19 protein-coding genes are annotated in these 21,412 nt (G+C 65.5%); 11 read left to right on the top strand and 8 right to left on the bottom strand.

Annotated features, from left to right (window positions below; translation table 11 throughout):
• Positions 1–174: 174 nt before the first annotated feature.
• From AC1DMN_RS09120 to AC1DMN_RS09110, 3 genes are read left to right on the top strand one after another with little or no spacing between them, the layout of a single operon-like run.
• Positions 175–1,701, top strand: coding sequence for a type I restriction-modification system subunit M (locus tag AC1DMN_RS09120; RefSeq protein ID WP_477229382.1), 1,527 nt, complete (start codon positions 175–177; stop codon positions 1,699–1,701).
• Positions 1,694–2,908 (top strand): restriction endonuclease subunit S, encoded by a 1,215-nt coding sequence (locus AC1DMN_RS09115; protein WP_477384122.1) that lies wholly within the window; start codon positions 1,694–1,696, stop codon positions 2,906–2,908. The genes AC1DMN_RS09120 and AC1DMN_RS09115 overlap by 8 nt, the downstream gene beginning before the upstream one ends.
• On the top strand, positions 2,905–5,871 hold the full coding sequence (locus AC1DMN_RS09110; RefSeq protein WP_477229380.1) for a type I restriction endonuclease subunit R: 2,967 nt from the start codon (positions 2,905–2,907) through the stop codon (positions 5,869–5,871). The genes AC1DMN_RS09115 and AC1DMN_RS09110 overlap by 4 nt, the downstream gene beginning before the upstream one ends.
• Positions 5,872–6,197: 326 nt before the next feature.
• Here the strand turns inward: AC1DMN_RS09110 and AC1DMN_RS09105 are convergent, their stop codons facing one another.
• The 3 genes from AC1DMN_RS09105 to AC1DMN_RS09095 form a co-directional block, all read right to left on the bottom strand.
• Complete coding sequence (locus tag AC1DMN_RS09105) at positions 6,198–6,863, bottom strand: DUF2290 domain-containing protein (RefSeq protein WP_477229379.1); 666 nt, start codon at positions 6,861–6,863, stop codon at positions 6,198–6,200.
• Complete coding sequence (locus AC1DMN_RS09100; protein WP_477229378.1) at positions 6,863–9,019, bottom strand: DEAD/DEAH box helicase; 2,157 nt, start codon at positions 9,017–9,019, stop codon at positions 6,863–6,865. The genes AC1DMN_RS09105 and AC1DMN_RS09100 overlap by 1 nt, the downstream gene beginning before the upstream one ends.
• Before the next feature lie 306 nt (positions 9,020–9,325).
• Complete coding sequence (locus AC1DMN_RS09095) at positions 9,326–9,706, bottom strand: hypothetical protein (RefSeq protein ID WP_477229377.1); 381 nt, start codon at positions 9,704–9,706, stop codon at positions 9,326–9,328.
• A gap of 670 nt (positions 9,707–10,376) precedes the next feature.
• On the opposite strand from AC1DMN_RS09095, the gene AC1DMN_RS09090 reads away from it, so the two are divergent.
• Entirely contained in the window at positions 10,377–10,661 is a 285-nt protein-coding gene (locus tag AC1DMN_RS09090; protein ID WP_477229376.1) for a helix-turn-helix transcriptional regulator, read from the top strand.
• A gap of 170 nt (positions 10,662–10,831) precedes the next feature.
• Here AC1DMN_RS09090 and AC1DMN_RS09085 read toward each other — a convergent pair whose 3' ends face one another.
• From AC1DMN_RS09085 to AC1DMN_RS09075, 3 genes are all read right to left on the bottom strand, one after another.
• Entirely contained in the window at positions 10,832–12,106 is a 1,275-nt protein-coding gene (locus AC1DMN_RS09085) for a hypothetical protein (RefSeq protein ID WP_477229375.1), read from the bottom strand.
• 683 nt (positions 12,107–12,789) lie between these two features.
• Positions 12,790–13,128, bottom strand: coding sequence for a helix-turn-helix domain-containing protein (locus tag AC1DMN_RS09080; RefSeq protein ID WP_477229374.1), 339 nt, complete (start codon positions 13,126–13,128; stop codon positions 12,790–12,792).
• Positions 13,118–14,236: a tyrosine-type recombinase/integrase gene (locus tag AC1DMN_RS09075; protein ID WP_477229373.1), complete on the bottom strand. Its 1,119-nt coding sequence runs from the start codon at positions 14,234–14,236 to the stop codon at positions 13,118–13,120. Before AC1DMN_RS09075 ends, AC1DMN_RS09080 begins: the two co-directional genes overlap by 11 nt.
• Positions 14,237–14,419: 183 nt before the next feature.
• Between AC1DMN_RS09075 and AC1DMN_RS09070 the strand changes: the two genes are divergently transcribed.
• Genes AC1DMN_RS09070 through AC1DMN_RS09040 form a run of 7 tightly spaced genes read left to right on the top strand, consistent with a single transcriptional unit; the run spans position 14,420 to position 18,515 of the window.
• Complete coding sequence (locus tag AC1DMN_RS09070; protein WP_477229372.1) at positions 14,420–15,121, top strand: CpaF family protein; 702 nt, start codon at positions 14,420–14,422, stop codon at positions 15,119–15,121.
• Positions 15,118–15,972 (top strand): type II secretion system F family protein, encoded by an 855-nt coding sequence (locus AC1DMN_RS09065; RefSeq protein WP_441976191.1) that lies wholly within the window; start codon positions 15,118–15,120, stop codon positions 15,970–15,972. The genes AC1DMN_RS09070 and AC1DMN_RS09065 overlap by 4 nt, the downstream gene beginning before the upstream one ends.
• Entirely contained in the window at positions 15,969–16,895 is a 927-nt protein-coding gene (locus tag AC1DMN_RS09060; RefSeq protein ID WP_441976190.1) for a type II secretion system F family protein, read from the top strand. The genes AC1DMN_RS09065 and AC1DMN_RS09060 overlap by 4 nt, the downstream gene beginning before the upstream one ends.
• Positions 16,896–16,933: 38 nt before the next feature.
• On the top strand, positions 16,934–17,131 hold the full coding sequence (locus AC1DMN_RS09055) for a hypothetical protein (RefSeq protein WP_441976189.1): 198 nt from the start codon (positions 16,934–16,936) through the stop codon (positions 17,129–17,131).
• A gap of 7 nt (positions 17,132–17,138) precedes the next feature.
• Positions 17,139–17,552 (top strand): TadE family protein, encoded by a 414-nt coding sequence (locus AC1DMN_RS09050; protein WP_441976188.1) that lies wholly within the window; start codon positions 17,139–17,141, stop codon positions 17,550–17,552.
• 31 nt (positions 17,553–17,583) lie between these two features.
• Entirely contained in the window at positions 17,584–18,018 is a 435-nt protein-coding gene (locus AC1DMN_RS09045; RefSeq protein WP_477229371.1) for a TadE family protein, read from the top strand.
• A complete protein-coding gene (locus AC1DMN_RS09040; RefSeq protein WP_477229370.1) occupies positions 18,015–18,515 on the top strand; it encodes a pilus assembly protein TadG-related protein in 501 nt (166 codons plus the stop codon). Before AC1DMN_RS09045 ends, AC1DMN_RS09040 begins: the two co-directional genes overlap by 4 nt.
• A 6-nt stretch (positions 18,516–18,521) precedes the next feature.
• Here the strand turns inward: AC1DMN_RS09040 and AC1DMN_RS09035 are convergent, their stop codons facing one another.
• Both AC1DMN_RS09035 and AC1DMN_RS09030 read right to left on the bottom strand, forming a co-directional pair.
• Positions 18,522–20,018 (bottom strand): bifunctional phosphatase PAP2/diacylglycerol kinase family protein, encoded by a 1,497-nt coding sequence (locus tag AC1DMN_RS09035; RefSeq protein WP_477229369.1) that lies wholly within the window; start codon positions 20,016–20,018, stop codon positions 18,522–18,524.
• Between the two features lie 120 nt (positions 20,019–20,138).
• Positions 20,139–21,401, bottom strand: coding sequence for an MFS transporter (locus tag AC1DMN_RS09030; RefSeq protein ID WP_477229700.1), 1,263 nt, complete (start codon positions 21,399–21,401; stop codon positions 20,139–20,141).
• Positions 21,402–21,412: the final 11 nt, after the last annotated feature.

Raw genomic sequence — 21,412 nt, 5'->3', positions numbered from 1 at the left:
ACCCCGCATGAACGCGAGCTTGGCAACGGAGGTCTGAGCTCTCCGGCTCGAGCGAATTCACTCGATTGCTTGCAGGCACTGCATAGATGCTCCCCCAATGTCGTCGCCGCCGATACGGTAGGAGCGTGCGCGCTGGGGTGTGGATACCCGCAGGCGCCGATGGCTTGGAGACTAATGACGCTTGCACCCGCGAACCCGGATCACCTCACTCAACGTGAGCTCGAGCAGGCGCTCTGGGGCGCCGCGAATGCGCTGCGCGGGCCGGTGGACCCGGGCGACTTCAAGGCATACGTGTTCCCGGTGCTCTTCTACAAGTGGATCAGCGACGTATTCGATTACCACCACGAGCAGGCCCTCGACGACCTTGGCGACGGCTGGACGCAGCAGCAGGAGGACGACGAGTATCAGGCGTTCGTGATCCCCGAGGGCTCTCACTGGGACGACACGTTCGAGGTCACGAAGAACAGCGGTGCTGCGCTGAACAAAGCCCTGGTTGCGATCCAGCAGGCGAACCCCGGCAAGCTCGCCGGAGTTTTCGGAGACGTGAACTGGTCCAACCAGGAGCGGATCCCGCAGCCCGCTCTGCGCGCGCTGATGCAGGTCTTCGACAAGCTCACCCTGGACCCTGCGCACGTCTCCGGCGACATGCTCGGATCGGCATACGAGTACCTGCTGCGGGAGTTCGCCGAGGCGTCAGGCAAGAAGGCCGGCGAGTTCTTTACCCCACGGCCTGTGGTCCACCTGCTCGTGAAGATCCTCGACCCGCAGGCCGGTGACTCCGTGTGCGATCCCGCATGCGGCTCTGCCGGCATGCTCGTCGAGACCACCGAGGCGGTAAAGCTACACGGCGGCAACCCGCGATCCCTGTTCCTCTATGGCCAAGAGCAGAACCTCACCACAGCGGGCATCGCACGCATGAACCTGTACCTGCACGGCGTGGAGGACTTCGAGATCAAGCGCGGCGACACGTTCCGCGCGCCGAAGCTCCTGGATGACGCAGGGCGCCTGCGGAACTTCAACGTCGTGATCGCCAACCCGCCGTTCTCCCTGGACAATTGGCCGTCCTCGACCTGGGCGAAGGACCCGTACAAGCGCGCCCTGGGTGGGATCGTGCCGCCCGCGAAGAACGGCGACTGGGCGTGGATCCAGCACATGCTCTCCGTCATGGACCCGAGCAACGGACGCGTCGGTGTCGTAATGCCGCATGGCGTGCTGTTCCGCGGCGGCCGCGAAGCAGAGATGCGGCAGTGGGTCATCGAGCAGGACAAGCTCGAAGCAGTGATCGGCTTGCCGAACAACCTCTTCTACTCGACGTCGATCCCGGTGTGCCTGCTCATCTTCCGGGCGGAGAAGAGCTCTGAGCGCAAGCATCGGGTGCTGTTCATCGACGCCCGGACTCGGTTCAAGCCCGGCAAGAACCAGAACACCCTCAGCGACGAGGACGTCGAGGTCATCGACGCGGCCTACAAGCGCAGCGAGGACCTCGACGGCGAGGGCGGGCTCGCGCTCAGCCTGGTTCACCGCGACAAGCTCCGCGAGTTTGATTACGACCTGAACATCGGGCGGTACATCCAGACCGAGACCCGCGCAGAGGCTGACGTCGACGCGGCGCTGGCGGCATTGCGCGAGGTGCAGGAGGCCATGGACGTTTCGCGCGCGGCGCTGGACCTCCGGCTGAAAGAGGCTGGGTTCGATGCGTGAGGGGTGGCAGTGTGTCACCTTGGGCGACGCACTACGCGAGATCCATCGACCTGTGTTGGTGGCCAACCTCGACGAGGTCCACTACGCAGGGGTGCGTTGGTATGCCGAAGGAGTGTACGTACGGGAGGCTGTTCCGGCGTCCAACGTAAAAGCGAAGTCCCTCACTGAACTCCGCTCGGGCGACGTCACGTATAACCGTATGTGGGCAACCAAGGCGAGCTTCGGAGTCGCTCACGATGACGTCGATGGCTGCCTCGTGACTAACGACTTCCCCATCTTCTCTGTCAACCCGGCGACGACCCTTGTCAGATTCGTTGAACTGCTCTTCCAGACGTCTGGATTCCAGGCCGAGGCCGCAGCTCGCGCGATCGGTACCACGGAGCGACGCCGGTTGAAGCAGCGGGATTTTCTGATGATCCCTGTCACGCTCCCATCCATCGCCACGCAAAGACGGATCGTGGACCTGATCGCTGCGATCGACGATGCGATTGCATCGGCGGATGCTGAGGCCAAGGCTTCCGCGGAAGCAGAGATGGCAATCGCGCAGGCGGTGCAGGGAGTGCCTACCGAGCTCAGACTTCTCCTCAGCCGTATCGAGGCCGGCTCAAGTCCCCGAGCACTAGACCGACCGCCGCTGGGCGGCGAAAGAGGCGTTCTGAAGGTCAGCGCGATCGGGTACTCAGGGTTCAAGCCCTCTGAGTCGAAGGCGTTACCTGACTCGACGACGATGCCCGAACGTGCGCTTGTACGGTCTGGCGATCTCCTCATGACACGTGCCAGCGGCACAGTAGATCGAGTAGGGATTACATGTCTCGTGTCAGCGTCGACGGACAATCTCTACCTCAGCGACAAGACACTCCGACTGGTGCCTGATACCTCGAGGACATCCGCAGACTGGCTCAACACGATGCTCAGAACTGACAGCGCGAGAAGACAGATCGCTGCACTCGCCACTGGATCAGACATGCGGAACCTGTCACAGGAAAAAGCTCGGCAGATCTCGCTACCAACGCCCAGACCCGACGTCCAGATCAAACAGGCAGCAGCCTTCAGTCAGTTTCACGCTGCCGCGGACGCCGCCCGAGCCACCGCCGAAGCTCTCCTCGCCCTGCGCTCGAACCTGCTCACAGTGCTCCTCTCCGGGGAACATGAGATCCCCTCGAGCTATGACCAGTTCCTGAACCTCGACGAGGAGGCTGCAGCATGACCGGGTACAACGAGAAGAACACCGTGCAGGCGGCGCTCATCGATCTCCTGGTCGAGACGGGCTGGACTCATGTGGAGGGCAAGAACCTTCCGCGGACGACGCAGCAGGTGTTCATTGAGTCGGACCTGCGGGATGCGATCGAGCGGCTCAACCCGGAGCTAGCCGGCCGTACGGAAGCCGTGCTGGCGAAGGTGCGCCAGGTGGCCCTGTCGGCGTCCGCCGAAGGACTGATGGTCGTGAACGAGCAGTTCACGCACCTGCTGCGCGGTGGCGGCACTGTGCTTATGCCGGACACCAACCACGACGAGCCGTTCCAGTTGCTGGACTTCAAGCACCCCGAGAAGAACACGCTGCTGGTGTCGGACGAGGTGAGCTACCGCGGTGCGCGGTTCGACCTGGTGTTGTGGATCAACGGGATCCCCGTGGTCGTCGGCGAGACGAAGACACCGGTCTCTCTCACCAAGAGCTGGAAGGATGGCGCCAAGGACATCTACACGTCCTACGAGATCCACCAGCCGGAATTTTTCACCCCAAACCTGCTGTCCTTCGCCACGGAGGGCAAAGACTTTCGCTTCGCTGGCGTGCACACGCCCCTCGATCATTGGCAGCGGTGGGGTTCCAGCGCTGAGTCGGCGACGATCGAGGGCTGGGCCCGGGTCGTGATGAGCGTCGCCGGGCTTCTCACCCCGCAGGTGATCCTCAACGTCATCGAGCATTATGCGATGTACGACCGGCAGGACGGCGGTCACACGATCAAGCTGCTGCCGCGTTACTTCCAGTACGAGTCCGTGGAGAAGATCGTCGCCCGGGCGACGAGCGAGCAGGGTTCTCGTGGTCTGATCTTCCACACGCAGGGCTCCGGCAAGACTCTCACAATGTCGTGGGTTGCTTCCCGCCTCTACTTCGATCCGCGGATGCACAACCCGACCATCGTCGCGGTCGCCGACCGCACCCAGCTGGTCACGCAGACGTTCGCGCAGTTCGCCTCGGCAGGGGTGCCGGAGCCGGTGAAAGCACAGAGCACTGCGGCACTGCAGCAGGCGCTTCGGAGCGGCGAGCGCGGCATCATCGCCACGACCGTCCACAAGTTCAAGGGCGCAGGCGTTCTCACCGAGCGGGCCAACGTGATCATGCTCGTCGATGAGGCGCACCGGACGCAGGAGGGATCCCTCGGCGCCGACATGCGGAACGCTCTGCCGAACGCGCACCGGTTCGGCTTCACAGGAACCCCGATCGCGGACCTGGACCGCAACACTTACCAGCTGTTCGGCGACCAGCGCGATCCCGGTTGGGCACTGGACACATATGATTCCGACCGCTCGATCGCTGACGGGACCACCGTCCCGATGAGGGTGATCCCGAGGCCTGTGCGGTTCGACGTCGCCAAGGAAGAGCTCGACGCAGCGTTCGACGCTCTGGCGGATGAGGAAGAGCTGGGCGACACCCAGAAAGAAGCCTTCGCCCGCCGGGTCGCCAACGCGCGGGCGGTCTTCCACAACCCCGGGCGGATCCAGAAAGTCGCCGCCGACATCGTTGCGCACTTCTATGCCGCGATCGACCCGCACGGGATGAAGGCGCAGGTCGTGGTCGCTGACCAGGAGCTCTGCATCCTGTACGAGCAGGCTCTACGCGACGAGCTCGCGAAGGCCGGCCGGGACGATCAGGTGGCCGTGGTCATCTCCGCCACCGGCAAAAGCGAGCTCGAGGCGTACAAGCTCAACGAGGGCGAAGAAGAAGCGGTGCTGGACCGCTTCCGCGACGTGGACGATCAGTTGAAGTTCCTGATCGTCACCGCGAAGCTCGGCACGGGATTCAACGCCCCCATCGAGGGTGTGCTGTACCTGGACAAACCGATGAAGCTACACACGCTGTTCCAGACGATCACTCGGACCAATAGGCCGTGGCGAAACCCGGCGAGCGGGTTCACGAAGGGCTACGGCACGATCGTCGACTACGTCGGTCTCGGCGGTGCTTTCGCGCGCGCGATCGCTCCTAGCAACCCGGATCACGCGCAGCGGCAGATCGAGACGGATACGCTGCTGCTGAGTCTGGACGCTGCTTTGAAAGAGATGCGGCGCCGGTTCGTCGGGATCGTCCGGGACGGGTCGATGAACTCCCTGCAGCAGGCTCTGGAGCGTCTACCGCAGGATAGCGACGATCGGGCCGAGTACCGCGCTGAGTTCCTCTATGCGCAGGGGCTCTGGGAAACCATCGCTCCCGACGAGCAACTTTCCGACTGGGAGAACGACTATCGCTGGTACGCGCAGGTGTACGCCGCGATCCCGAGCGAAGTCGACGAGGACGGCATCCTCTGGGAGCGCCTTGGCCCGAAGACCCTGCAGATAGTGCACCAGCACATGCACAACGTCCGCGTCGATGACCGCCAAATCGCCGTCGTCATCGCCGACGCTGACACGATCAAGAAGATGGCCGACGCGGGTCAGCTCCCGCCGGTGCCCACCGAATACGAGGGCAAGTCCGCGCAGGAGATCGTGGACAGTCTGGCTGCGCGGATCCGCAAGAAGCTCGAAGGCGGCGGCGCCAACGCTGGCGTGTACCGCTCGATCGCCGAACGCCTGGACCAGCTGCGCCAGCAGATGATCGAGAACGCGGATGACTCGATCGCTTGGCTGACGAAGCTGTTCAACGTGGGCACGGACCTCAAGACCGTGGAGGACGCCGACGAAGAGGGCGTGCTCGCGGCTCTCCCGAACGCGAACGTGGGGATGCTCACGCGGATCTTCCAGGAGCACACGCCTGCCGGGATGACGGTGATGGTCAGCCAGATCGCGAAAGAGGTCGACAATCTCGTCAGCCATGCCGTGCATCCGCAGTGGACGACACGGGAGAACTCCATGAAGGCCGTGAAGCGAGAGCTGAACGCACTGTTCAAGAAGTACGCGCTGCCCCGCACAGGCGAGCCAATGGACTCCGCCTGGCGGTACATCCTCACGCACTACTGAGAACGCGGCCGGATTCCTGCGCCACGCTCTAATTCCCTCCCTAGTTGACATGGCCTCGGCACCATCAACCGACCTGAACGTCTGGGGGCGCGAGCACGGCGATGAGCGATGCATGCTCGACCTGCTCGGCCGGATCCCGACGTTGATCGTCTGGATGGTTTGGATAGTTGCTCGAGCTGCTGGCGCCGGGGGCCCTGTGGCGTTGGGTAACGCGCAAGTAGAGCATCGCGATCTCCGGGATGGCTGCTGGCGGCGAGAACGTCCGGCCCGACCAATCACTCCTCACCTGGCGAGCCTCGCCCCCACTAGATATCGAAAGGTCCCATTTAGGACAAGGCGATGTGCATGGATGCGGCCTCGTTGGGCGTGATGGTCATCTGACCTGCGAAAACTCCCGATTGGAAGCGTTGTCGTGGCCTATCCGGAATGGAATAGAAGCTGCCGAGAACGAAGGACATGAACTCCGACGGAGTCAACGCGCGAGTTACCGGTACTCGGCAATGCTGATACTGGCCCAAGGTGATGTGGGAGACGGGGTGCACGAGGTCCCTGGCGACGCCGGGGCGCGCGTCGAAATCGAATCGGACCGGTACCGGCATGACCTGATGGCCCACGATGTCGACGAAGTGGTTCTCTCCGAAGTAGAGTTCCGGGTCGTTCTGGTACGGCTCCAAGTCCGGTGCCGGCAGGTAGGCCAGCCGATGCTGCTCGATACCGGCGGGGCCACCCGCATAGCTGAACTGGATAAGAGCGCCATCGAGCAGATGCATCGCGTAATTGCCGGTCCGGGCGAGATCCGTGTAGATGTCGGCGTACGGTTGTTTCTTCAAAGCCAAGCTCATATCCGCACCGGGCTGGGCGACGCGCCAGCGCCGTTCGGGGAGCTGAGAGGGAACAACCACGTTTTGATCGTCGACCATTCCGGTTTCGACGAGCCGTGCGGTGAGCCCAGCAATCTCCTTGGCGAGAGCCACCGCTACGTTCTGCGCCATTAGACCTCCGAACCCAGAATGCTCCGGAGCTCATCCAGCACTTGTGGGTCCAAATCCTCCTTGAACACCTCACCTCGTCGGAGGCCCTCGATGATGGCGCGCATCGAACGCTCTGCCTCGGAGATCGTGCCCTGGGCTGCTTGGCTTACTTCGCGGTGGACGATACGCAGCCGAGTAAGTTGGTCTTCGGTCGGGTATGTGAAGTCGAGCTCAAACGCCGCACGTGCCACGTCGGTGATCTCATCGGTGAGGATGCCCATGGTCGGCCCAACGCCGCAGATTCGTACCCAGGCCTTGCTGCGGGTGATGGCTGTAAAGAGTCGGTTTCGGACCACGGCCTGATTGGCTCGTCGATCGAGCTCCTCCTCTGCGTTGACGATGTAGACCATGCCGGCTTCGTTCCCTTTTGCGCGGTTAATGCCGGTGAATGTGATCGAGTCCTTGTTGGGAGCAAAGAACACATCAGCGGACGAGTCCACGCCAGCCAGGTGGTTCTCGACGCCGAGTTCGAGAAGGATTCGTCGAAGGGGGCCCAACTTGGTTCGCGCCGTGAATGGGTTGGGGCTGATGACCATGATGTCGTCATGGCGAAGCTCGTCCTCGTCGAGGTTCTTCTTGATTTGCTCGGCGACCCACTGGTTCTGCTCGTGCGCGGTGGCGAATCTGCGGTGCTCGACGAGGTCCGGAAACGGAGAGTGTTCCTCGAGGAACTTGGGGCTTGACTCGGGGGAGCGAGCCAGTCTCACATGTTCCCCGGCAACAAGGTCCCCGTCGGAGACGTGGTATCCGATATCTCTCCAGCGGTCGGGTTTGCCGAACATCTGCACAAGACCCGTCCCGGTCTGAGGCTCAGGGGTCCGATAGACCCCAAATCCCACCGCGTGTGCAGTGACGAGCACAGGACGGGAGTTTCGATAACACTTCTCAAGCACGACGTCGCGTCGAGCGCCGACGTCGTACGCGGTAGCGGCCAGGGACACTCGAGGGTTGCCGGCATCATCGTTCCCGAAGATGACTTCGGGCTCAGGTACTCCGGAGCCGGTGAGACTCTGAAGCTCGTCATACGCGTACACCAGCCGACGCGATTCGCTCAACATCTCATAGCAGAGTCGCAGGAACGCCGCAGGGAAGTCCTGAGCTTCGTCAACGAGTATCACGTCGTACACAGGCTTCGGATCGGTCGCTTGGGACAGGGCGTGCTTCACTGCGCCCTCGAAGGCGTCACCGCTGAACTCCGCCTTTGCCGACTGGAGGTCGTAGTACGTAAGTCCGTTCACGTCGCAGAACTGCTTGTAGATCCCGGTGCGCTCTGGGCCGCCGCGCCCGCCCCAGGCATTGACGATGTGGATCCGATCCCAGTCAGGCTCCGCTGAGTTCTGCTCAAGACAAAATGTCGTGATCAGGCGCCTGAACTGCTCCTTGAGGGAGCGTGTGTAGAACGTGACTGCAATGCGCCAGTCTGGGTGGCGTCCGTGYAGGTACGCAACCTTCAGGGCAAGGATGATGGTTTTCCCCGATCCGGCAAGTCCTCGGATCCGTTGAACCCCGTCGATCGTCTCGACCACCGCCTGCTGTTGACCGCTATCTAGGGTCGCGATCGAGTGTTCCAGGGCCAGTAGTCGCGCGCCTCGTGAGCCTTCGTCGCCCACGACGCGGGTCTGCCGTGCCCGGCGGATTGATGACACGCTTTGCGCGGCCGACAGGAGCTTTCGGTAGGTGTCCTCGTTGAGGTCTTCTTCGTCAAGCTCTGAGAGCCGGTCCAAGAGAGTCGCCGAGGTGGCAACGAGGTCGGGCAGAGCGCCCTGCCGTCCGGCTATGCCTGGGGCGAACGTCAGAATTTGTGGAGTCGTGACGAGCCGGCGCCTGTTGACCAGATCCCGGTTCTGCATGAGGCGCGAGTGGTAGAGGCGGTAGATGTCGTCTTGCCGGCGTTCATAGTCGCCGAGATCTGTGCCTTCGACGACGTCGAAGAGCACCGCGCCATACTGGGGAGAAAGCCAGAGTGCCTCGGGTATGGCATCGTCGGCATCACCACCCAAATTCGGGTAGCCGATGATTAGATCTCCCTCCAGGAGCGCTGCCGACGCGAAAATCTTGGTCAGTTCGCCGACTGCCGCAGGCTTCGTGGACGTGCCACGGACGATGTTCACACCCATGGCCCGAGCATATCCGTGACACGGACACGGGCTTGGCCGCGTCACCATCGACATGAAAGGGCAAGCCCGGGCAAGTGCTTTTCACGATCTCGGAGCGCCAGGGAGCTTTCTTCTACTCCGTCGAGGTCTCGCCAGACGAACAGTGGTTCGTCCTAATGGTGCTGGGACGGGCGGCACCGGCTTGTCGCCTGTGGCTCTGCCTGCTGACCATCTCGCACGGGGATTCACCGGTGCGCATGCAGCAGGTAGACGTCTCGGAGACTCGCCGTTTCGTAGACGTTGCCACGCGACTGACTGCCTCGCAGTTCAGTGTCTGCCGGATTCTTCGCGCTTGAGCCTGGCGTGTTCTTCGCAGAGCGTCCAGACCCACATGCGGATCGTGTAAGTGCGGGCGCACGCGCCACACATCTCGCAGATCTCGGTACTTGCCCATTCGGCATCCCGGATCGCCTGGTGGAACTCCTCGTTGTACTCGTCCGGCTCGACGGAAGCTCGCGCATAGAAGCTCAGCGACCCGAACTTGCTCTTCACCTGGTGCACCAGATAGCTGGGGTCGATGGTCGTCAACTCTTGATCGAGCCTCACGAGGAGTGAATGCCAGCCCGGCCCGACGTCAATGACTTCGGGCCATCCTGCTTCAAAACGAGCCATGATCGATCGCATCGCCGTCTGGTCGCCGTCAGTCATCGGCTCCTCCACTGCTGCACGGCGGATCGGCGGGTCTGTGCACAAGGGGCTCAGGTGGTGCTGGCTTCTGGCGTTGCTCGCGCGCAAGTTGACGTCGACGTGATCGCTCTCGGAATGCGCGTCCGACTCTAAGGCTGCGCGTCACGCGCGTGTCCCAGCTGATCATGTCGCGTCGTCGCCACTCCGTGGCCRCATGTCCACGAAACCGCGAGATGGCCCGGCGACGCTCGACGAACTCCAGGCCGTCAGGGAATGGAGCGGGGAGCCCTGATGTGTCGGGGAGCAGGTGTGCGAAGAGCTCTGAGAAGGTGGGGCCGTGCCCCGTTCGCCGTCGTGTTTGGGCGACGAAGATTGCGGCCGCGAGGGCCCACTCCTCTGCCGTGTCTTCACCGGTGAACTCGTCAAAGACATACGCCCACGCCACTGGAGGTGGCGTTGCTATTCCTCGCCACCAGATCGGGTTGGGATCGGGCTCCACGAACCACCGTCGCAATCGTGGTCGCACGCACGGGCCGACCCCGCGAGGCGACCAACTGTCATCGGGGCTGGCAGCACACGTGCAGGGAACAGCGGAGTACGTCCGACGAGCGTTGATTGTTTCGTATGGCCTCCGAAATTATGCCATACGAATTAGGCCATACCGTCGTCTGACTTTCTCCACGCTGATGGGGTGGCTCGGCGGAACGAACAGATCGAAGCGGAGTGGAGCGCGTACTCGCGGCGCTTTGCGACTTCGCTCCGATCCGCCCGTGAGCGGGTCGGCCTCAGCCAGGAGGATGTCGCCTATCGGGCGGGCCTGACTCGATATACCTATCAGAAGTACGAGAAGGGCGAGTCGCGCCCGGGCAGCCCTGCGAATCCCACCCTGCGGACTCTGCTCGCGCTAGCGCAAGTCTTGGAACTCCCAGTTACATCGCTGATCCCCGCTGATGTTCCAGATCTGCGTGCGCGGTAGTGCGTTCCGACTGGCCGCAAGCGGCAAGCTCAATGCGGCGAGACGAGGTCTGGCACGAGCCGAGACGCGGCCGAGCATATTTGACCACCGCACCCGAGCCGTCGGAGTGCCCGGCAGCCAGGCGAAGCTGACCCTGAAGTGTGCTGCCTGTGCGAGGACGCGCATGCCGGTCAGGCGTTTCTTAGGGCCGGATAGTCGGACCATTCGCCGCCACTTAGGCGCGACCATGCGGATGCGGTAGCCGCTGTGATCCCGAGCAGGTCGGACACGACGCGCGGGTGCATTTGCCGAGTCAACTCCATGAGGGCCGTCACTCGGGCGCTGCCGGCGCGGAGCCCGTGGTGCCGCAGTCTCCGGCTCAGCGATTCCGGTGTGATGGGCCGACCGGGGTTGCGTCCGGGGAACAACCATTCGGTGGAGTTGCGCTGAGCGGTTGCCCAGATTTCGGTGAGCGCGTCCTCGAGGATCTCGGGGAGCTGAATCGGGTCGACGCCAACTGTCAACGTAGCGGGCTTGGTCGTGGTGTCGACGTGGTTTCGGGTCAGGGTGGTGATGCGGGTGATGTGAAGACCGTAGAGCAGCACGAGGAGGCCTGCGGAGCGAGTGAGGGGATCCATGTCTGGGGCGGTGAGAAACGTGCGGGCCATGCTCCACCGATGGTCGGATGCGTAGTGGCGGCCTTCGAGTTGGGAAGGGCGTGCTTCTACGCGGAGGTTGCTTAGGCGGTGTCGACGCAACCATCTTGTGAAGGGAGCGAGAGCATCCTGTTGATTGGGCGACCCGGTGAGGAACTGGTCCAACTTCCTCTGCGGGTAGGTCATCACCGTTGCGCCCTCCGTCCTGATCTCGTTGAGGAGCCGGGCGCATTGTTGCAGAGCCGAGCGCAGCCGCTGATGTCGAGAGCTGGAACGTGGATGGCTCCGGGAGGCCGTTCGCGGCGTGTTCGCCGGTTGAAGTTCCCAAGCACAGTACTGCCGGAGGATGAGCCGGTCTTCAGGATGCGCGACCGTAGGCAGCCAGTGGCGCACCCAGTGATCGAAGCGTGCGGCTTGGATGTCGAATTCCGGCAGCACCCCGGCGCGAACCAACAACGAAAGCAGGAAGGCAGCTGATTGCCCGACCTCGACGCGGTCGATGATCGCGTCCGCGTTCAAGGGCAATGCTCCTTCCGCAAGTTCGCGCAACACGGCCGCCGCACGGCTCTTATGCACCCAGCGCTCGAGAGACGCCGCACTGCCGTGGTGGGTCCGGAGATATGCGGCGAGCGGCTCCATCCCATGACGGATCTGACCGGTCTCGTCTGCGAGGAGTTGCTGGATGACGAGAGGGCGACGGCAACGAGCGCATAGGTGATGCTTGCGTGCTTCTTCAATCGATCCGCATTGCGGGCAAGCCATCGTGACTGGCGTGCCAGCGCAGACCGCGCACACGCTCTGTCCGCCCATGAATCCTGTAAGCAGCACTTTGAGTCCGCACTCCGGGCACGAGCGAGGCGTCCGCATGGCGTAATAGCATCGTGCGCACACGCGACGGCCGTCCATATGCGAGGCGATGCGCCCGCGTTGCCCGCACAGCTGGCAGACCTTGATCGGCGCCTTGTAGCAGGCGAGGCAGATGTTATGCGGACGGCGGGCGATGATCGTTGCCTGTCGGTGGCACAGCGCGCACAGCGCAAACGATCTTGGGTCTGCGCGCCAGCACTCCCGGCAGTAGGCAAGGCCGTCTAAGGTGCGCTGGACCGGGCGAACCAGCCCGCATGTGGTGCATTGCGTAGCCCGGGCATTCCGGTCGCATCGAGAGCACCGTCGCCCACCGCCAGAGCCAACGTTGGGCATGAGAACAGCGCGCCCGCAAGACTCACACGTGGGGAGGACGACCCGGGTCGCGCCCTCGGCCTTGAGAGCGTGCGCGAGCTTCTGAACCGTTTGAGGCACGTTCGTGTGGCGCCCTTCGAGGACACCAGGTTGCTTTATTAGGGCCAGCTCCAGCAGACGCTGTGTCAGATTCACCGAGGCGACTTGGGCGACTATCTCTGTCAGCCTCTCCGGCGTGACCTCCGGCGTGACAGGCCGAATGAGCTTGACAATCTCTTCGATCCTCGGCTCCTGAGCACGTTTCGGCATGACTTCTACTCGGATCGAGGTCGGCGGATCTCTGCTCTCACAGGGCGGAGGTCTCCGATTGGCATACGGGTCGGTTCTTCGCCGATCGCACGCGGGCGCGCGGAGGACTGCCGCCGTGTGATCGTGAGTAGGTCGTCCAGCGAGCAATCTAACGCGTCGCACAGCGCAGCTAGCACGTCGATACGCACCCGCTGCGGCGGCTGAGTGACCAGCCGATACACCTGCTCCCTGGACAGATAGATGCCGCGCTCTTCGAGCAGCGGCTTGAGTTTCGTGGTCTGAAAGATTCCCCGAGACGCCATCACCCGGCGCAGATGCCAATCGGTGGCGAGATCAATCGTCATCAGCTTCTCCTTCGATCAAGTTCTTCAACGCTTGCGCGAGCTGCCGATTCTTGTAGTCCGAGCTGACTGACGCGTATATCGATGTCGTCGACGAGTGCTTGTGCCCAACCTGATCCTGCACGAACCGATCCGCGTACCCGAACTCCAAAAGGTGAGTCACATACGAATGGCGCAGACTGTGCAACGTTAGCTCGCGAGGCAGCCCGGCCTCGGTGCGAAGCTCCGCAAATCGCCGATCGAGATAGCCAGCGGACAACCGCGTACGGCGCTCTGTCACCCACAGCGCGTCCAGCTCGGGTCTCGGGGCGAATCGATCCCGTGCCTGTTCTAGCCACATCTGCATCCCCTCGATCCACCAATCAAACTCGGGAACTAGCAGCACTGTCCGCCGCCGCGGCGCGCCACCACCGGCCGCCTTGCCCCACCGCACATGGATCGCCCCATATCGTCCCCATTTCCGCACTTTCGCGTTGTGATGCAGATCAGCGATGTCAAGCATCACCGCTTCCGTCCTCCTCAACCCAAATGCGTACACCGTTTTCAGCAACTGAGCGTCTCGCAATGCCCCGAGAGCTCCCTTGCGCCGGGCAGTGACGAGCGACTCTACTCGTGCGTCCGCGGTGTCGAATAGGCGCTCCAGCTCCTCGTATGTGAACGGACGCCTCTTCCCGTTGCCCTCGAACTCGTACCGATGCGCCACCGTGTTCCAAGGAAGGCACACCTGAGAGGGCACTTCGCCGAACTCCCGCTCGCAAATGAGCATCCAGTCATACAGCGGGCTCGTCAGATAGTCACAGAACCCCCGAATCGACCCTTGGACCTGCCGAAGCGTTGACAAGGCACGTCCCCGAGTGACCAAGTTCGCCGAGAACTCATCAACGTCCGCGAAAGTCCACCTCCAGGGCGGCGCGTCCACGAAGTCGCGAAACCGAGTCACCGTCGCGACCCCGTTCTTGATCGTCTGTTCGCTCAGCGCTCGAGACATTTGCTGGTTTCGCCAGCCATCGAGCATCGCCCGGAAAACTTGCAGTTCCGGGTTCGCGAGCGACACGTTCGACGCAGAAGCTAGCAACCGAAATGTTGAGGACGGTTCATCGTATGTAGTCATCAGATGCAACAAAGTACGGCATGATGCATCATCGGGTCAAGCAATGGGTCGCACGCTCGGCAACCCCAGGAGATAACGTCGATGCTGAGCCACTGCCGTCAGGCTGATATTCGACTATCGCAACACATCGACAGATGCAGTCGATGCAACTGTCGATGGATTGTGGTGCGGGGCTCGTGGGCGGTGAACATCAGGAAGTTCGTGCCGCGGTATCGGAGTCTGGAGTCGCTGGTCGCGCAGGGGATGGTGCCCACTCCGGTCGCGGCGATGCTCTCCGACGCCATGCGCGCAGGGCGCAGCGTCGTCGTATCGGGGCCGACGCATGCGGGTAAGACCACGCTGTTGGCGGCCCTGGTCGCCGAATGCGCCGAGCAGCGCGTGATCACGGTGGAGGAGACCTTCGAGCTGGGCGTGCAGGCACCGGATCTCGTGGCACTGCAGGGGCGTCAGGCGAGCCTCGAGGGAACGGGCGAGATCACACTGCGCCGTCTCGTCAAAGAGGCGCTGCGCATGCGGCCGGATCGGCTGGTGGTCGGCGAGGTGCGCGATGCCGAAGCGCTCGATCTCGTGCTGGCGCTGAACACCGGCATCCCCGGTGCGGCGACGGTGCATGCGAACTCGGCGGCGGAGGCGCTGGACAAGCTGACCATGCTGCCGCTGCTCGCCGGCCGCAACATCGATCGTGCGTTCATCGCGCCGGCGCTCGCGGCATCGGTCGATCTCGTCGTGCACTGCCGTCGGGAGTCCGATGGAAGCCGGCTCGTCGCCGAGGTGATCGAGCCGCTCGGCGTCGATGCGGACGGACGCATCACCCACCGGGTGCTGCATGCGGAGTCGGCCCCGTATTCCGTTTCGCGCATGGTCGCCGAAGGGGACCTCGCATGACGGTGCTGATGGGGGCGCTGCTCGCCGCGGGCATGGTTCTGGCGGCGTCACCGTGGCTGTGGCCCGCCGGGAGCCGCGTGGTGCGCACTCCTCGCACCGGAGCGGCGACCCGGCTGCTGCGCGAGGCCGGGTTCCGTGCGGATGCGCGTGTGCTCGGGGTGAGCATGGTCGCGGGTGGTCTCGTCGCGGGTTCGGTGGCGTGGCTGACGACGGCGACCGCGGCGTTCGCGCTCGTGATCGCGGTGACGGGGGCCGCGATACCGCTGGTGTTCCTGCGGTCGCGGCGACAGCGCCTGCTGCGGCTGCGGCGCGGTCTGTGGCCCGATGTGTGCGATCTCCTGATCGCGTCGATCAGGGTCGGCATGCCGCTGCCCGACGCGGTCGCCGGCTTGGAGGAGGCTGCGCCTGCTCCGCTCCGCCCGGCGTTCGCCGCCTTCGCGCGTGATCTGCATGCGACGGGGCGGTTCGATGCGGCGGCGGTGAAGCTCAAGGAGGCGCTCGCGGATCCGGTCGGGGATCGGATCGTGGAGACGCTGCGCATGGCGCGGGAGGTCGGCGGCACCGAGCTCAGCACCGTGCTGCGGGCGCTCTCGAGCTCCGTGCGGGCGGAGGCCGCGCTGCGTGCCGAGGTGGAGGCGCGGCAGTCCTGGATTCGTGGCGCGGCCGTGCTCGGCGCGATCGCGCCGTGGGTGATCCTGGCCCTGCTCCTGCTGCGTCCCGAGGGAGTCGAGGCGTACTCCAGTCCCGAGGGCGTGGCGCTCATCCTGGGCGGCGCCGCAGTGTCGTTCGTCGCCTTCCGGGTCATGCTGCGCATCGGCCGGCTGCCGGAGCCGCGGAGATGGTTCCGATGAGCGCGCTGTCGGACGTCGCCGTCGCCGTGCTGCTCGGCGGGCTGCTGGCCGCGGGTCTGCTGCTCGTCCTGGCCGCCTTCCCGCGCTGGCGCTGGGCGAACCTCAGCACCCGCATCGCCCCGCACGTCCGCGATGTCGCCGATCTCACGGATCCGGCCGAGCGCCTGCCGTGGCGGATGCCGGCCGGCGGATCCTGGGCCGCGCGTGTCAAGGGCGCGTTCGGATTGTTCGGCGGCGGCGACGCCGGAGTCGCTTTGCGGATGACGCAGGCGGGCTTGCCGGGCGGACCCGGCGCCTTCCGCAGTCGCCAGCTGGTCTGGGTTCTCGTCGGACTGGGCGTCGGTGCTGCGGCCACGGTCGCGCTCGTGATCGCCGGACGCATGTCCGCGCCGGTCGCGCTGCTGCCCGTACTCGCCGCGATCACGGCGGGCGTCGCCTGCGATGTACTGCTCGGCGCCCGGGCGAAGGCGCGCGTCGGGCGGCTCACCGAGGAGCTGCCGACGGTGCTGGAGTTCCTCGCCCTGTGTCTGTCCGCAGGGGAGGGCTTGCCGGATGCGCTGCGCCGGGTCGGGCAGGCCGGATCCGGCGAGCTCAGCGGGGAGCTGCGCGGCGTGATTCTCGCGGTGAACACCGGATCGTCTCTCGCCGATGCGCTCGGCGACTGCGCGCAGCGGCTGCAGATCCCCCCGCTGACACGCGCCGTGGATCAGATCATCGCCGCACTCGAGCGGGGAGCCCCGCTGGCGGCGGTGTTGCAGGCGCAGGCGTCGGACGCCCGCGAGGAGACCAAGCGCGGCCTGATCGAACAGGCCGGACGCAAGGAGATCCTCATGCTGCTCCCGCTGGTGTTCCTGATCCTGCCGCTCTCCGTCCTGTTCGCCGTGTTTCCCGGCGTGTTCATCCTGCGGCTCGGCATCGGCTGACCGCGCTTCCTGCTTCGGCCTCCACGAAAGGAACCCACATGTTCAGCGATCGCACCTCCGCTCGGCTCGAGCCGCCCCTCTTCGACGACCTCGACGATCCGGAACGTGGTGACGTCCCCGGCTGGGTGCTGATCACGCTCATGACGGCCGGACTGGTGGTGCTGATCTGGGCCGTCGCCGGACCCGCCCTCACGAACCTGTTCGAGCAGGCGATCGCGCGCGTGAGCGGACTCTGACGCGACCATGGGCGGCGTGCGGCGGCTGAGCGACGTGCTCGAAGACGACCGAGGGTCCAGCCCGGTCGAGTTCGTGCTCGTCGGTGCGCTGCTGACGGCGCTCACGCTCGGCGTGCTGCAGTTCGCATTGGCGGTCTATGTGCGCAACGTCGTGCACGATGCGGCTGTCGAGGGCGCGCACGTCGCGGCCCTCGCCGACACCGAGCCCGGCGAGGGCGTGCAGCGCACTGTGCTCGTGATCGGGCGTGCCGTCGGTGCCGACTACGCGAAGGACGTGACCGTGCACGAGACGGCCGCACTGGGCGTGCCGACCATGGAGATCACCGTGCAGACGACGCTGCCGCTCATCGGCCTGCTCGGGGTGCCGTCGGGGTTGGAGGTGACCGGCCGTGCTCCCGTGGAGTCGTTCACCGAGCGCTGACCGCATCGACTGTCCGGCGCCTGGCGTCGGGATGTCGGGTGAGACCGGATCCGCAGCGCTCGAGTTCATCGGGCTCGGCGTGATCCTGCTCGTGCCGCTGGTCTATCTCGTGCTCGCCCTCGGTGCGATCCAGTCTCAGATGCTCGGCGTCGAGTCCGCGGCGCGGCACACGGCTCGCACGATGAGCGCGGCGACCGACGCCGACGACGCGTCCGCTCGCGCCGATGCCGCCGTGCAATCGGCGATCGAGGAGTACGGGATGGATCCGGCCACCGTGGTCGTCGACATCCAGTGCGCACCGCTCGGCGCAGAATGCCCGTCCGCCGGGGCGACCGTCGTGGTCACCGTCACGGCGAAGGTCGCGCTTCCGTTCGTGCCGCCCGTGTTCGGACTCAATCGCGTCGGCAGCGTGCCGGTGCAGGCGTCTTCGGCGTACAAGGTCTCGCGCACCTGGACCGGCGGATGAGCGCGATGCGGAGCAGGGGCCGAGTCGGCGAACCCGGCGAACTCCGAGGAATCGGTGGACTGGGCGAGCCCCGCGGACGGCGCACCCCGCTGCTCGACGACGAACACGGCAGCACGATGCCGCTCATCCTCGGCTACCTCGTCCTCGCGATCGCGCTGATCTACGTGTGCGTGTGCGCGACGGATCTGTACATCGCCCAGAAGCGGCTCGACTCCGTGGCCGACGCCGCGGCGCTCGCCGGAGCCGACGGCTTCCGGGTGCAGATCGACGGCGAAGCGATCCGTGCCGAGCTCGACGACGTGGAGATCGCCGACCAGGCGCGCGCCGTGATCGGGATCATCGACGACGGCACTGAGCTCGTCTCGGCCGGCAGCCCCGATGGGCTCTCGGCCCGCGTGACGGTGCGTGCGTCCTGGGCCCCTCCGCTGCTCAGCGACTTCGTGCCGAGGATGCTCACGATCCAGTCCACCGGCACCAGCCGCACCGCGCTCGAGTAGCGACCCTCAGCCGTCGGTCCGCACGCGATAGACCGTCAGCGCCCGCCGCACAGCCTTCACCCGCAGCACCTCGCTCGCCTCGCCGACCTCGCCGTCGCGGGTGATGCGCTCCGGCCCCTTCGGGAGGGTGATCTCGAGTTCGGGGGCCGCGACCTCGTGATACTGCTTCACCCGTTCCAGCTGACCGGTAAGTGTCGCGAGCAGGACCACGAAGCGCGACCAGCGGTTCGACACGTCGAGGATCCGGACGTCGAGCAGCCCGTCCTGGAGATCTTCGCGCGCACTCGGGGCGAACCCGTGCGGTTCGTACTGACCGTTGCCGATGAACAGCAGACTCGAATCCCGGGTCGTGCCGTCGACGGTGATGGAGACCGTGCGATCCTTCTTCATCGTCCGCCACCCGGCGACGAGCGCCGCCAACGGCTTCCCGATCCGCTTCTCCAGGCCCTCGCGGATGCGCACGAAGTCCGTGTAGGCACCCACGCTCGCCGTGTTGAGGAAGATCCTGTCGTTCAGGTAGGCGACGTCCACCTTGTCGGCGGTGCCCCGCCTGATCGCCTGGACGGTGCGTTTCGCCCGATCAGCGCCGATGGTCCGGGCGAAGTGGTTGAAGGTGCCGGCCGGGAACACCGCCAAGGGCACGCCCCTCTCGACGGCGGCATGCGCGGCCGCCGCCACGGTTCCGTCCCCGCCGGCGACGGCCAGCACGTCAGCCTTGGCCGCCGCTGCGCGCATCACCGCATCGACATCGTCGCTCTCATTCAGCTCGACGATCCGCATCTCCGGCAGGACCCGACGGAGACTTCTGGAGAGGGTCGCGCCGCGCCCGCTGTGCGATGCCGGATTGACGACCAGGGTCACTCCTCGGCCTCGAGGGCGAGGCGGCAGTTGGTCGAGCTCTCGCGGTTCCGACACGGCAGGCGGCGGCACGGGAGGTACGAGACGACGTCCGATCGCCGCCACCGTGCTGCCCAGGACGAGCCCGGCAGCCACATCGGACGGGTAATGCGCTCCCGTAGCGACGCGGGAGAAGCCGACGAGCCCGGCGAGCAGGTGCAGCGGGACGCTCGCTGCAGGGAGTTCGGCGGAGACACCCGCGGCGAAGGCCGCCGCACTCGCGGAATGCCCGCTGGGAAACGATGAGGAGAGCGGAGTCCTGCGGGAGAGCCTGCCGATCGGGACGAGCGCGCGGATCGGGCGCTCTCGGTGGTGCAGGCGTTTGGCGAGCTGGTTCGCGATGAGGCTCGTCGCGCCGAGCGTCACGACGCCGCGCAGCGCTCCGCGGCGGGCACGACTGCGGCCGGTCAGGTACAGCCCGCCGGCGATCAGGAGCCAGAGCGCGGCGTGGTCCGCCGCATTCGTGAGCCTCGGCATCCACCGGTCCATGACCGGGCTCGGTGTCGTCGCGACGGCGGAGAAGACGGCAGTGTCCAGGGCATGCACCTGCTCGCGGACCTCGGAGGCCGCGGCGCGGATCCCGCTCCTGTGCATTCTGCGTGCCATCGGGCACCTCCCTCGCTCTCCACGTTAGTGATGCGACGCGGAAGCGGAGGGCGGGCTGCGTCAGGGCGGAGGACGTGATAGGGGATCGGCCGTGCCGAGCGATGATCGTCTGCGGTGGGTCTACGGCGTTGTGCGCCGCGGCACGAACCGGGGGATCCAACGCAGGAACCCGACCGCGCCCAGCACGCCGATCGCGCCCATGGCTGCGGCGCCGATCGCGAGGGAGCTGATCGCCGCGATGCCCGAGAACAGCAGGGGAGCGATCGCCCCGCCGGCGTCGGTGAGCGTGCGCCAGGAGCCGAGGAACGCCGCCGGTTCCGACTGCGGAGCCACGTCTGCTCCGAGCGTGAGCAGGATGCCGCTGGACAGCCCGTTGCCGACGCCCAGCACCGCCGCGATCATCCCGAACCAGAGCACGTTCGTGCTCCCGTCGTGCGTGAGCGAGAGCACCAGGAAGCCCGCGCCCATCAGCACCATCGCGGGCAACGCGGCCCAGAGACGGCCGAACCGGTCCATGACCTGACCGCTCGCGTAGAACAGGGCGAAGTCGATCGCGCCGGACACGCCGACCACCAGCGCGATCGACGAGGCGTCCAGCCCGATCGAGACGCCCCACAGCGGCAGCACCACCTGGCGGGCGGAGCGTACGGCCGACAGACTCGCCGCGGCGAGTCCCAGGCGCCCCAGCACGCCGCGGTTGCGCCACATCGTGCGGAACACCCCCGCGCGCTCGATGGTGGGGATCGACCCGCTGACGGCCTCGCCGGTGTCCTCGACAGCGCCCTCGTGCTCCGCCGCGGACGACTGCGCCTGCGCCTCCGGATCCGGTCCGAACAGCACGAGCAGGATCAATGCGACCAGCAGGACCGCGAAGAACCACAGTGCCGCGTTCTCGGTGTGGAAGAGGGCGAGCAGGGCGGCTGCGAGGAATGGGCCCACGAACATCCCGGCGCGGAAGGATCCGCCGAGCAGTGAGAGCGCCCGAGCGCGGAACTCGACCGGCACCCGTGTGGTCATGAACGCGTGCCGGGCGAGCCCGAAGGCCGCCGCCGACATCCCGACCACGAACACCGCGACGGTGAACACGACAAGGCTCGGCGCCAGTGCCCCTGCGACCACGCCGATGAGGGAGAGGGCACCCGCGACCACCATCGTGACCCGCTCGCCGACCTTCGCGACCAGCCACCCCGCGGGGATGTTGCCGCACAGCTGGCCGACCACGAGCGCCGAGGCGATGAGGCCGGCGGAGGCGAGCGTCGCCCCACGGCTCGCGGCGATCACCGGGATGAGCGGCAGGACCGCGCCCTCGCCGAGCGAGAATAGCAGCGTCGGCAGGTACACCATCGGGCCGAACTTCCACAGCACAGCCGACGCTCGAACCATCACAGCTCCAC

Source organism: Microbacterium sp. 01T413_2, assembly GCF_056398985.1.
The sequence above is the reverse complement of the archived record's forward strand: the minus strand, read 5'-3'. Positions and strand labels throughout refer to the sequence as shown.

Excerpts from the sequence above, each read along its gene's own strand:
- AC1DMN_RS09065 (WP_441976191.1), top strand. The coding sequence starts at position 15,118 with ATGACGGTGCTGATGGGGGCGCTGCTCGCCGCGGGCATGGTTCTGGCG.
- AC1DMN_RS09085 (WP_477229375.1), bottom strand. The coding sequence starts at position 12,106 with ATGGGCGGACAGAGCGTGTGCGCGGTCTGCGCTGGCACGCCAGTCACG.
- AC1DMN_RS09075 (WP_477229373.1), bottom strand. The coding sequence starts at position 14,236 with ATGACTACATACGATGAACCGTCCTCAACATTTCGGTTGCTAGCTTCT.
- AC1DMN_RS09050 (WP_441976188.1), top strand. The coding sequence starts at position 17,139 with ATGGGCGGCGTGCGGCGGCTGAGCGACGTGCTCGAAGACGACCGAGGG.
- AC1DMN_RS09035 (WP_477229369.1), bottom strand. The coding sequence starts at position 20,018 with ATGGCACGCAGAATGCACAGGAGCGGGATCCGCGCCGCGGCCTCCGAG.
- AC1DMN_RS09030 (WP_477229700.1), bottom strand. The coding sequence starts at position 21,401 with ATGGTTCGAGCGTCGGCTGTGCTGTGGAAGTTCGGCCCGATGGTGTAC.
- AC1DMN_RS09105 (WP_477229379.1), bottom strand. The coding sequence starts at position 6,863 with ATGGCGCAGAACGTAGCGGTGGCTCTCGCCAAGGAGATTGCTGGGCTC.
- AC1DMN_RS09095 (WP_477229377.1), bottom strand. The coding sequence starts at position 9,706 with ATGACTGACGGCGACCAGACGGCGATGCGATCGATCATGGCTCGTTTT.
- AC1DMN_RS09110 (WP_477229380.1), top strand. The coding sequence starts at position 2,905 with ATGACCGGGTACAACGAGAAGAACACCGTGCAGGCGGCGCTCATCGAT.
- AC1DMN_RS09080 (WP_477229374.1), bottom strand. The coding sequence starts at position 13,128 with ATGACGATTGATCTCGCCACCGATTGGCATCTGCGCCGGGTGATGGCG.
- AC1DMN_RS09120 (WP_477229382.1), top strand. The coding sequence starts at position 175 with ATGACGCTTGCACCCGCGAACCCGGATCACCTCACTCAACGTGAGCTC.
- AC1DMN_RS09060 (WP_441976190.1), top strand. The coding sequence starts at position 15,969 with ATGAGCGCGCTGTCGGACGTCGCCGTCGCCGTGCTGCTCGGCGGGCTG.
- AC1DMN_RS09055 (WP_441976189.1), top strand. The coding sequence starts at position 16,934 with ATGTTCAGCGATCGCACCTCCGCTCGGCTCGAGCCGCCCCTCTTCGAC.
- AC1DMN_RS09045 (WP_477229371.1), top strand. The coding sequence starts at position 17,584 with ATGTCGGGTGAGACCGGATCCGCAGCGCTCGAGTTCATCGGGCTCGGC.
- AC1DMN_RS09115 (WP_477384122.1), top strand. The coding sequence starts at position 1,694 with ATGCGTGAGGGGTGGCAGTGTGTCACCTTGGGCGACGCACTACGCGAG.
- AC1DMN_RS09040 (WP_477229370.1), top strand. The coding sequence starts at position 18,015 with ATGAGCGCGATGCGGAGCAGGGGCCGAGTCGGCGAACCCGGCGAACTC.